The sequence below is a fragment of the Streptomyces turgidiscabies Car8 genome (assembly GCF_000331005.1).
In the GTDB taxonomy this organism is placed as follows: Bacteria; Actinomycetota; Actinomycetes; order Streptomycetales; family Streptomycetaceae; genus Streptomyces; species Streptomyces turgidiscabies.
The window spans coordinates 1-8,945 of the sequence record NZ_AEJB01000192.1 but is presented as its reverse complement, the minus strand read 5'-3'; the positions used below and the strand labels follow the sequence as shown (position 1 = coordinate 8,945).

The 8,945-nt window shown below is 69.9% G+C and carries 9 protein-coding genes and 1 pseudogene; 7 read left to right on the top strand and 3 right to left on the bottom strand.

Annotated features, from left to right (window positions below):
• The first annotated feature begins 68 nt into the window (after positions 1–68).
• From STRTUCAR8_RS11870 to STRTUCAR8_RS11855, 4 genes are all read left to right on the top strand, one after another.
• Positions 69–608 carry a DinB family protein gene (locus STRTUCAR8_RS11870; protein ID WP_006375916.1) on the top strand — a complete coding sequence of 180 codons (540 nt, stop codon included), beginning with the start codon at positions 69–71 and terminating at the stop codon, positions 606–608.
• A 24-nt stretch (positions 609–632) separates the two neighbouring features.
• The gene (locus STRTUCAR8_RS11865) at positions 633–1,274 is read left to right on the top strand and encodes a PadR family transcriptional regulator (protein ID WP_006375912.1); all 642 of its coding nucleotides are present in this window, start codon (positions 633–635) and stop codon (positions 1,272–1,274) included.
• 87 nt (positions 1,275–1,361) lie between these two features.
• Positions 1,362–2,318, top strand: coding sequence for a daunorubicin resistance protein DrrA family ABC transporter ATP-binding protein (locus STRTUCAR8_RS11860; RefSeq protein WP_006375914.1), 957 nt, complete (start codon positions 1,362–1,364; stop codon positions 2,316–2,318).
• An 11-nt stretch (positions 2,319–2,329) separates the two neighbouring features.
• Positions 2,330–3,121 (top strand): ABC transporter permease, encoded by a 792-nt coding sequence (locus STRTUCAR8_RS11855; RefSeq protein ID WP_044472057.1) that lies wholly within the window; start codon positions 2,330–2,332, stop codon positions 3,119–3,121.
• Between the two features lie 22 nt (positions 3,122–3,143).
• Here the strand turns inward: STRTUCAR8_RS11855 and gad are convergent, their stop codons facing one another.
• Positions 3,144–4,571: a glutamate decarboxylase gene (gene gad / locus STRTUCAR8_RS11850; RefSeq protein ID WP_006375911.1), complete on the bottom strand. Its 1,428-nt coding sequence runs from the start codon at positions 4,569–4,571 to the stop codon at positions 3,144–3,146.
• Positions 4,572–4,660: 89 nt separating this feature from the next.
• Between gad and STRTUCAR8_RS11845 the strand changes: the two genes are divergently transcribed.
• Entirely contained in the window at positions 4,661–5,422 is a 762-nt protein-coding gene (locus STRTUCAR8_RS11845; protein ID WP_006375913.1) for a MerR family transcriptional regulator, read from the top strand.
• Positions 5,423–5,450: 28 nt separating this feature from the next.
• On the opposite strand, the gene STRTUCAR8_RS11840 is transcribed toward STRTUCAR8_RS11845, so the two are convergent.
• Positions 5,451–5,816 carry a YbjQ family protein gene (locus tag STRTUCAR8_RS11840; RefSeq protein ID WP_006375915.1) on the bottom strand — a complete coding sequence of 122 codons (366 nt, stop codon included), beginning with the start codon at positions 5,814–5,816 and terminating at the stop codon, positions 5,451–5,453.
• Positions 5,817–5,976: 160 nt separating this feature from the next.
• Between STRTUCAR8_RS11840 and STRTUCAR8_RS11835 the strand changes: the two genes are divergently transcribed.
• On the top strand, positions 5,977–6,840 hold the full coding sequence (locus STRTUCAR8_RS11835) for a DedA family protein (RefSeq protein ID WP_006375918.1): 864 nt from the start codon (positions 5,977–5,979) through the stop codon (positions 6,838–6,840).
• A gap of 133 nt (positions 6,841–6,973) precedes the next feature.
• Here STRTUCAR8_RS11835 and STRTUCAR8_RS11830 read toward each other — a convergent pair whose 3' ends face one another.
• Positions 6,974–8,677 (bottom strand): threonine/serine exporter family protein, encoded by a 1,704-nt coding sequence (locus tag STRTUCAR8_RS11830; RefSeq protein ID WP_006375910.1) that lies wholly within the window; start codon positions 8,675–8,677, stop codon positions 6,974–6,976.
• A gap of 67 nt (positions 8,678–8,744) precedes the next feature.
• Between STRTUCAR8_RS11830 and STRTUCAR8_RS11825 the strand changes: the two are divergent.
• A pseudogene (locus tag STRTUCAR8_RS11825) lies at positions 8,745–8,945 on the top strand (hypothetical protein); the annotation flags it as partial.

Genomic DNA, 8,945 nt, shown 5'->3' with positions numbered 1-8,945 from the left:
CCCCGTAACTTCATCGGTGTCAGGCGGAAACGCCCGCACAACCACAACCCGATGAAAGGCGGCCCACCATGGTCACCCACGTCCCCTCCGAGGCCCCCGGTGACGAGCGAGGAGCGCTGCTCGCGTTCCTGGAGGAGCAGCGCGGCGGTATCCGGCGGTCCCTGCTGGGGCTGACGGACGAGCAGGCGGCGAGCAGGCCCAGCGCCAGCGAGCTGTCCCTCTCCGGGTTGCTCAAGCATGTCGCCGAGGTCGAGCAGGGCTGGATCGCGCGGGCCAAGGGTGAGGCGCCGGCCGTCAAGCGGGACGAGTCGAACTGGCACGAGTGTTTCGTGCTCGTCGAGGGCGAGACCGTCGCCTCGCAGCTCGCCTACTGGGAGAAGGTCGCCGCCGAGACCGAGGCGTTCCTGCGGTCCGTACCGAGCCTCGACGACACGTTCGCGCTGCCGCCGGACCCCTGGTTCCCGCCCCAGGCCAGTGTCTCGATGCGCTGGCTGGCGCTGCACCTGATCCGCGAGACGGCCCGGCACGCAGGTCACGCCGACATCGTCCGCGAGTCCCTCGACGGCGCCACCGCCTTCGAACTGGTGGCCCGGGAGCGGTCCGCTTGACGCCGGGGTCCTAATGTGGCCTGTATGTCAGCGATCCGTCTCCTCGTGCTCGGTGCGGTCCGTCAGCACGGGCGGGCCCACGGGTACCAGGTGCGCAACGACCTGGAGTACTGGGGCGCGCACGAGTGGTCCAACGCCAAGCCCGGCTCGATCTACCACGCCCTGAAGCAGATGGCCAAGCAGGGACTGCTGATCGCGCACGAGATCGCCCCCTCCACGGCCGGCGGCCCGCCGCGCACCGAGTACGAGATCACGGAGGCCGGCACCGAGGAGTGCTTCAGGCTGGTGCGCGAGGCGCTGACGTCGTACGACCAGCAGATGGACGTCAAGTCGGCGGCGATCGGCTTCATCGTCGAACTGCCGCGCGACGAGGCCGTGGCGCTTCTCAAGGAGCGGATCCGGGGGATCGAGGCGTGGCGGGCCTCGGTCACCGAGCACTACGTACCCGAGGACGGCCCCGAACAGCTCGGTCACATCGGCGAGATCATGAACCTCTGGACCCACACGGCCGACGCCGAGGCCGAATGGACCCTGGGTCTGATCGCCCGGATCGAGGGCGGGGCGTACACGTTCGCGGGCGAGGGTGAACCGTTCGTCGGCGTCCTGGCCGAGGGCGAGGAGAACCCGTACGCGTCGGGGGAGCGCCACCCCGGCGACTGGCGATAGCGGCTAATCAAGTTTGACCAATGCCCCGCGGCGCGTTACCTTGGATCGGTAATCAAGTTTGACTAGCCCTGATGGGGGAGTGAATCCGTGGCCGACGCGGCGATCACCGTCGAAGGCGCACACAAGAAGTACGGCGACAAGGACGCACTGTCCGGAGTCGACCTTTTGGTCGCCCGGGGCACGGTGCACGGAGTGCTCGGGCCGAACGGCGCGGGCAAGACGACCCTGGTCCGCATCCTGTCCACCCTGCTCAGGCCCGACGGAGGCCGCGTCGAGGTGGCCGGCCACGACGTGCTGACCGAGGCCCGGGAGGTCCGCTTCCGCATCGGGCTGCTCGGCCAGCACGCGGCGCTCGACGAGGAGTTGAGCGGCCGGCAGAACCTGGAGATGTTCGGCCGTCTCCACCACCTGGGCGCCCGCCCCGCGCGCGTGCGGGCCGACGAACTCCTCGACCGCTTCGGGCTGGCGGACACCGGCCGCAAGGCGGTCCGGCACTACAGCGGCGGAATGCGCCGCCGCCTCGACCTCGCCGCCTCCCTGATCACCGACCCGGAGGTGCTGTTCCTGGACGAACCCACGACCGGCCTCGACCCGCGCGGCCGTACGGAGGTGTGGACCGCCGTCCGCTCCCTGGTCGGCGGCGGGACGACGGTCCTGCTCACCACCCAGTACCTGGAGGAGGCCGACCAGCTCGCCGACCGTGTCTCGGTCGTGGACCGGGGCCGGATCGTCGCGGACGGCACCCCGGACGAACTGAAGGCCGCCACCGGCGGCGACCGCATCGACGTCGTCCTGCGCGACGCCGGCCAACTGGGCGCCGCCGTCGCCCTGTTGCCCGTACCCGCCGAGGGCGTCTCCGTCGACCCCGACCGGCGGCTGCTGAGCGCCCCGGTCACCGACCGCATGGCGGCGCTCTCCGGGGTCGTACGGGCCCTGGAGGAGGCCGGGATCGAGGCCGAGGACGTCGCCCTGCGGCGCCCGACGCTGGACGAGGTGTTCCTGGACCTCACCGGGGGCGACGAACGGACGAAGGAGGCCGCGTGACGACGTACGGGATGAGGGCCGGTGTTCCGGCACCGGGGACGGCGGGCACGCGCGCGTTGACCGACTGCTGGACCATGACCCGCCGCGAACTCGCCCATTGGGCACGCCAACCGGTCCGGGTGGTGGTCGGGCTGGTCTTCCCGGTGATGCTGCTGCTGATGTTCGGCTACCTGGTCGGCGGCGGCCGGGACGTCACGGGCGACTACGTCGACTTCCTGGTCCCCGGCATGCTCGTGCTCACCATGGCCTTCGGTCTGGAGGGCACGATGATCGCCGTCACCCAGGACCTCAACAAGGGCGTCATCGACCGCTTCCGGTCGATGCCCATGGCCAACGGCGCGGTCCTGGTGGGCCGTTCGGCCGCCGACATGCTCCAGTCGGCGCTGGGCCTCACCGTGATGCTCGCGGTGGGGTACGCGATCGGCTGGCGCGCCCACGGCGGCGTGGCGGCCCTCCTGGGGGCCGTGGGCCTGCTCCTGCTCTTCCGGTTCGCCATGCTGTGGATCGGCATCCAGCTGGCCATGGTGGCGGGCAAGCCGGAGCTGGTGCAGGCGGTCCAGATCCTGGTCTGGCCGGTCGGCTTCCTGTCCAACGCCTTCGCCACCCCCGAGTCCATGCCGGGCTGGCTCGGCACGGCCGTCCAGTGGAACCCGATGTCCCAGACGGCCACCGCGGTACGCGATCTTTTCGGCAACCCCGGCGGCGAACCGGGCCACGTCTGGGCGGCCGTCGCCTGGCCCCTGGCCCTGCTGGCGGTCTTCTTCCCGCTGGCGGTACGGAGGTTCGGCCGCCTCAGCCGCTGACCACCCCCCCAATGGGTGGCCGTCAGTGATGGAAACCGGTGGCCGCGTCCTTGTCGTGAGTCGACGGACGCGGCTGCCGGCGCAGTTCGGGCAGCAGCCGTTCCAGGTCCTCGACGAACAGCTCGGCGAGGTCCGAGGAGAACCCGTTGCGGCACACCACCCGCAGCACGGACAGGTCCTGCCGGTTCTCCGGGAAGGTGTACGCGGGCACCAGCCAGCCCCGCTCACGCATCCGCCGTGAGACGTCGAAGACGTCGTACGCGGTCACGTCGGCCCCGGTCGTGAACGCGAAGACCGGCAGCTCGTCGCCCCGGGTGAGCAGCCGGAAGTCGCCCAGCTCCTCGATCCGCCCGGCGAGGGACCGCGCCACGTCCCGCGTGGTCCGCTGCACGGCCCGGAAGCCGTCGCGGCCCAGCCGCAGGAACGTGTAGTACTGCGCGACCACCTGGGCCCCGGGGCGCGAGAAGTTGAGCGCGAACGTGGGCATGTCGCCGCCCAGGTAGTTGACGCTGAAGACGAGCTCCTCGGGGAGCGCCTCCTTGTCCCGCCACAGCGCCCAGCCGACGCCCGGGTAGACCAGCCCGTACTTGTGCCCCGAGGTGTTGATCGAGGCCACGCGCGGCAGCCGGAAGTCCCACACCAGGTCCTCGTCCAGGAAAGGCGCCACCATGGCTCCTGAGGCCCCGTCGACATGCACGGGGATGTCGAGCCCGGTCCGCTCCTGCAGGGCGTCCAGGGCCGCGCACAGCTCCGCGACGGGCTCGTAGGACCCGTCGAAGGTCGACCCGAGGATCCCGACGACCCCGATGGTGTTCTCGTCGCACAGGTCGGCCGCCGCCTGCGGATCGAGATGGAACCGCTCGCCCTCCATGGGCACCTGCCGTGCCTCCACCTCCCAGAAGTTGCAGAACTTCTCCCAGCAGACCTGCACGTTGACGCCCATGACCAGGTTCGGCCGCACGTCCCGACCCGGATACCGATCGGCGTTGCGCGCCGCCCACCGGCGCTTCAGCGCCATCCCGGCGAGCATGCACGCCTCACTCGAACCCGTGGTCGAACAGCCCACGGCGGCGTCCGGATCGGGCGCGTTCCACAGATCGGCGAGCATCGCCACGCAGCGCCGCTCCAGCTCGGCCGTACGCGGGTACTCGTCCTTGTCGATCATGTTCTTGTCCCGGCACTCACCCATCAGGACACCGGCCTGCGGCTCCATCCAGGTGGTGACGAAGGTGGCCAGGTTGAGCCGTGAGTTGCCGTCGAGCATCAGTTCGTCGTGCACGAGCTGGTACGCCGTCGACGGCGGCAGCGGGGCGTCCCCGAGCCGGTGCGTGGGTGGGGCCTCGGTCATACCGCTGACCGGATCGGCCTCCCCGTAGAAAGGGTTGACGGCGAGCCTGCGCCCGCCGCCCTTGCCGTCGGAACCTTCGCTGTCCCCGCGGTGCAGTGGCATGAGTACGACGGTATGGCCGGACCGCGGGGCTTGCACCTCACGCCGGGTGAGGAAGCAGTGTGGAGCGCGTACCCAGAAGGGAGCGGAAAGTGAGTTACTCGGTCGGCCAGGTCGCCGGTTTCGCCGGCGTCACGGTGCGCACCCTGCACCACTACGACGAGATAGGCCTCCTCGTACCCGGCGCGCGCAGCCACGCGGGCCACCGGCGCTACGACGACGCCGACCTCGACCGGCTGCAGCAGATCCTGTTCTACCGGGAGCTCGGCTTCCCGCTCGAAGAGGTCGCCGCCCTGCTGGACGACCCGAAGGCGGACCCGCGCGCGCAGTTGCGCCGTCAGCACGAGCTGCTGACCGCCCGGATCGAACGGCTCCAGCAGATGGCGGCGGCCGTGGAGCACGCCATGGAGGCACGCAGAATGGGCATCAACCTCACGCCCGAGGAGAAGTTCGAGGTCTTCGGCGACAAGGACCCGGAGGCACACGCGGAGGAGGCCGAGCGCCGCTGGGGCGGCACGGACACGTACGCCGAGTCGCAGCGCCGCGCGGCCACGTACACGAAGGACGACTGGAAACGCATGCAGGCCGAGGTGGCCTCCTGGGGCGAGCGGTACGACGCCCTGATGGCCGCCGGTGAGCCCCCGTCGAGCGAGGCGGCCATGACCATGGCCGAGGAACACCGGCGGCACATCACCAAGTGGTTCTACGAATGCACGTACGAAATCCATCAGGGGCTCGGCGGCATGTACGTCTCCGACGAGCGCTTCAAGGAGTTCTACGACTCCATGCGCCCGGGCCTCGCCGAACACCTGCGCGAGGCGATCACGGCGAACGCGGCCCGGCACACCTCGTAGAGGCGACCTGGTCCGGGGGTGCTGTCACTCACTCCCGGACCAGGATCACCGCGGTCCCGTACGCGCACACCTCCGTGCCCACGTCCGCCGCCTCGGTCACGTCGAAGCGGAACGCCAGCACGGCGTTGGCACCACGCGCGCGTGCCTGCTCGACAAGACGGTCCATGGCCTGGTTACGGGTCTCCACCAGCGTCTTGGTCAGCCCCTTCAGCTCGCCGCCGATCATCGACTTCAGCCCGGCCCCGATCTGGCTGCCGAGATGCCGCGACCGCACGGTCAGCCCGAAGACCTCACCGATGACCTGCTCGACCCGGTGTCCGGGTACGTCGTTCGTCGTCACGACCAGCACATCGGACTGAGGTCCCTGGCCGCCGCCGTACTCTTCGATGCCCATAACCTCACAGGGTGGTCCCAGTTCCCGCACAGCGCACCCCGGAGTGGCGCGGGGAAGGTGGGGAACCCAGAGGGGGCACCTCGCGTTGATAGCTTTGGCCCCACTCTTCTCTGCCAACGTCTTTGCCAACGTCTTTGCCAAGCCTCAGGAGCCCGGAACAGTGACGACGCTTGCCCTCGGACCGAGCTGGCTGGATCCGGACTACCTGTTGGACCAGTTCGGCATCTGGGGCCTGCTCCTGATCGTGTTCGCCGAGTCCGGTCTGCTCATCGGCTTCTTCCTGCCGGGCGACTCGTTGCTGTTCACGGCGGGCCTGCTGATCACCGCGGGCACACTGGACTTCCCCCTGTGGGGGGCGGTCGCCCTCATCTGTCTCGCCGCGATCCTCGGCGACCAGGCGGGCTACATGTTCGGCAAGAAGGTCGGCCCGTCGCTCTTCAACCGCCCGGACTCCCGCCTCTTCAAGCAGGAGAACGTCACCAAGGCCCACGAGTTCTTCGAGAAGTACGGCCCGAAGTCCCTGGTCCTGGCCCGCTTCGTGCCCATCGTGCGCACGTTCACGCCGATCATCGCCGGCGTCAGCGGCATGAAGTACCGCTCGTTCCTGACCTTCAACGTCATCGGCGGCGTCCTCTGGGGCGCGGGCGTCACCCTGCTCGGCTCCTGGCTCGGCAACATCGACTTCGTCAAGAAGAACATCGAACCGATCCTGCTGCTGATCGTCCTGATCTCGGTCGTCCCGATCATCATCGAGTTCGCCCGAGCCCGCAGCAAGGCCAAGAAGAACCCGCCCCAGCAGCCCGAGCCCCGGGCCCAGCAGCAGTACCAGCCCCCGATGGACGACGCGACGACCCAGCTCCGCCGCGTCCCCCCGGCCCAGCAGCCCGAGGACCAGTACTACGACCAGCAGCAGTACCCCCAGGGCTACCAGCAGCAGTACAACCAGGACTACGGCTACCAGCAACAGGGCCAGCAGCAGTACCCGTACGGCAACCAGAACAACAACGGCTACCCGCAGAACTGAGAACCGAGGCGAGCTGCAGCGCCCCGAAAGGGGCGCGGGGAACTGCGCCACAAGCCACGACGCACCCGCACCCGCCGCACCTCAGAAGCCCCCGAGCCCTTAGGCGCCCAACGCCAAGCGAACGCCCCCGGAACTAGAACCCTCGCGTCCGCTTGGCAGCCCGCCTCCCCCCGGCGGAGCCGCTCGGCACCCTCAGGAACAGCCGCGAGATCTCCGACCCCAGATTCACCCCGATCGCGATGGCCATCGCCAGTGCCGCCGCCTTCGACAGGTACACCAACCCCGCGTCCATGTCGTTCTGCGCGATCGACAACAGCCCGAAATACGTCGCCGATCCCGGCAGCAGGGGCCCGATCGCCGCCGTGGTGTACGGCAGGGCCGACGCGTACCGGTACCGCGACAGCAGCTGTCCGAACAGCCCGACCAGGCCCGCGGCGACGGCAGTCGAGGCCACCGGCGAGAATTCGCCGGTGTCGTGCATCGCGCCGTAGACGCTCCACGCCACACCTCCGTTGAGCGTCACGATGAGCACGGTGGAACGTTCCTGCTGGAGCATGATCGCGAAGGTCAGCGACAGCAGCATGGACGCGCTGATCTGCCACAGGGGCCGCTGCGCGCTCCCCAGCGCCGCGTCCGGATTGAGCTCGGCGCCCAGCTTCACGCCGAAGTACAGGATCAGCAGCACCCCGACGACGATGCCCACGAAGAAGTACATGACCTCCAACAGGCGGGCCGACGCGGTGATGTAGAACCCGGTCAGCCCGTCCTGGACCCCGGCCACCAGCGCCCGCCCGGGCAGCAGCGCGAACAGCCCACCGGTGATCACGGCGGACGCCTTCACGTCCACGTGCGCGGCCGTCAGCGCGACCCCTATCGCGGCCGGCGGCATCGCGGCCACCGTGAACTGGTAGAACTCCGGCAGCCCGCGCCCCGCGCACAGCCACGCCAGCCGGTCGCCCAGCATCGCGCCGAGCGCCGCCGCCACGAACACGACCAGGTCACCGCCGACGAGCACGGAGGCGGCGCCCGCGAGCAGCCCGGCGGCCACGGTGAGCCCCCAGCCCGGATACGGGTGCCGGTTCCGCCGGATCTCCGCAAGGCGCCTGTAAGCCTCTTCCAGAGACGTGGCGGTCTCCGAGTCGCTCAGGTCGTCCACGAGCCGGTAGACGGCCGCCAGGCGCGTGTAGTCGGTGCCCCGGCGCCGGACCGTGCGTGACGCCGTCACGGGATCCTCGACGAGCGAGGGCTGGTAGGAGATCGACAGCAGGGTGAAAGTGACGTTCGGCTCGCAGCGGTCGAGGCCGTAGGACCGGCAGACGGCGAACATGGCCGCCTCCACGTCCTCGGCGCCCTCACCGCCCGCGAGCAGCAGTTCGCCGATGCGCAGCGTCATGTCGAGCACGCGCGGGACGGCCGGTCCGTCCTCCTCCGCCGCCTTCTGCATGCGTTCCGGCGCGGGCCGCTCGGCCACCGGCATCCGCAGCATCGTGCGCATCCGGTCCTGCCAGGGCACGTCCTTGGTGAGACTGACCACGGGAATGCCGGAGGGCGGCGTGAACGCGGGTGCCCGGTAGGTGCGCGGGGTGCTGAACGCGGACCCCTCGAAATCGCCGCCGGGCGCCTGCGGAACGTCGAGCCCGTCCGGCAGGGAGAACTCGGAGGTCGTCTCGGACTCACCGACGACGGGCTTCGGCGGGGCCAGCCCCTCGGGGAGCGCGAACTCGGAGGTGGTGGCCGACTCTCCGTCACCGACGGCACCGACCGTCACACCGCCGCGGGGGATCGCGTAGACGCCCCCGGCCTCGTCCGACACCGGCTTGCGGTCCTCGTCCGTCACTCCGAATCGCTCCCTGCGCGTGCCCCTCCAGTACGCCTTTCAGTATGCGCACAGAGACACGAACGGGGGCTACCAGTTCGTCCTCGGCGTCCACCTGGTGGGCACGCTGTACCTGTGCGCCGTGATCGTCCGGGACATCCTCATGCCGGAACGGGACGTGGTGCGCCGGGCCGGCGACGACAATCCGTCACGAGGCGTGCTCGACGGCGCTGAGGACGTCTTCATACTCGGCGCTGCGGCTCATCCACCGCAGCACGCCGCGCATTTC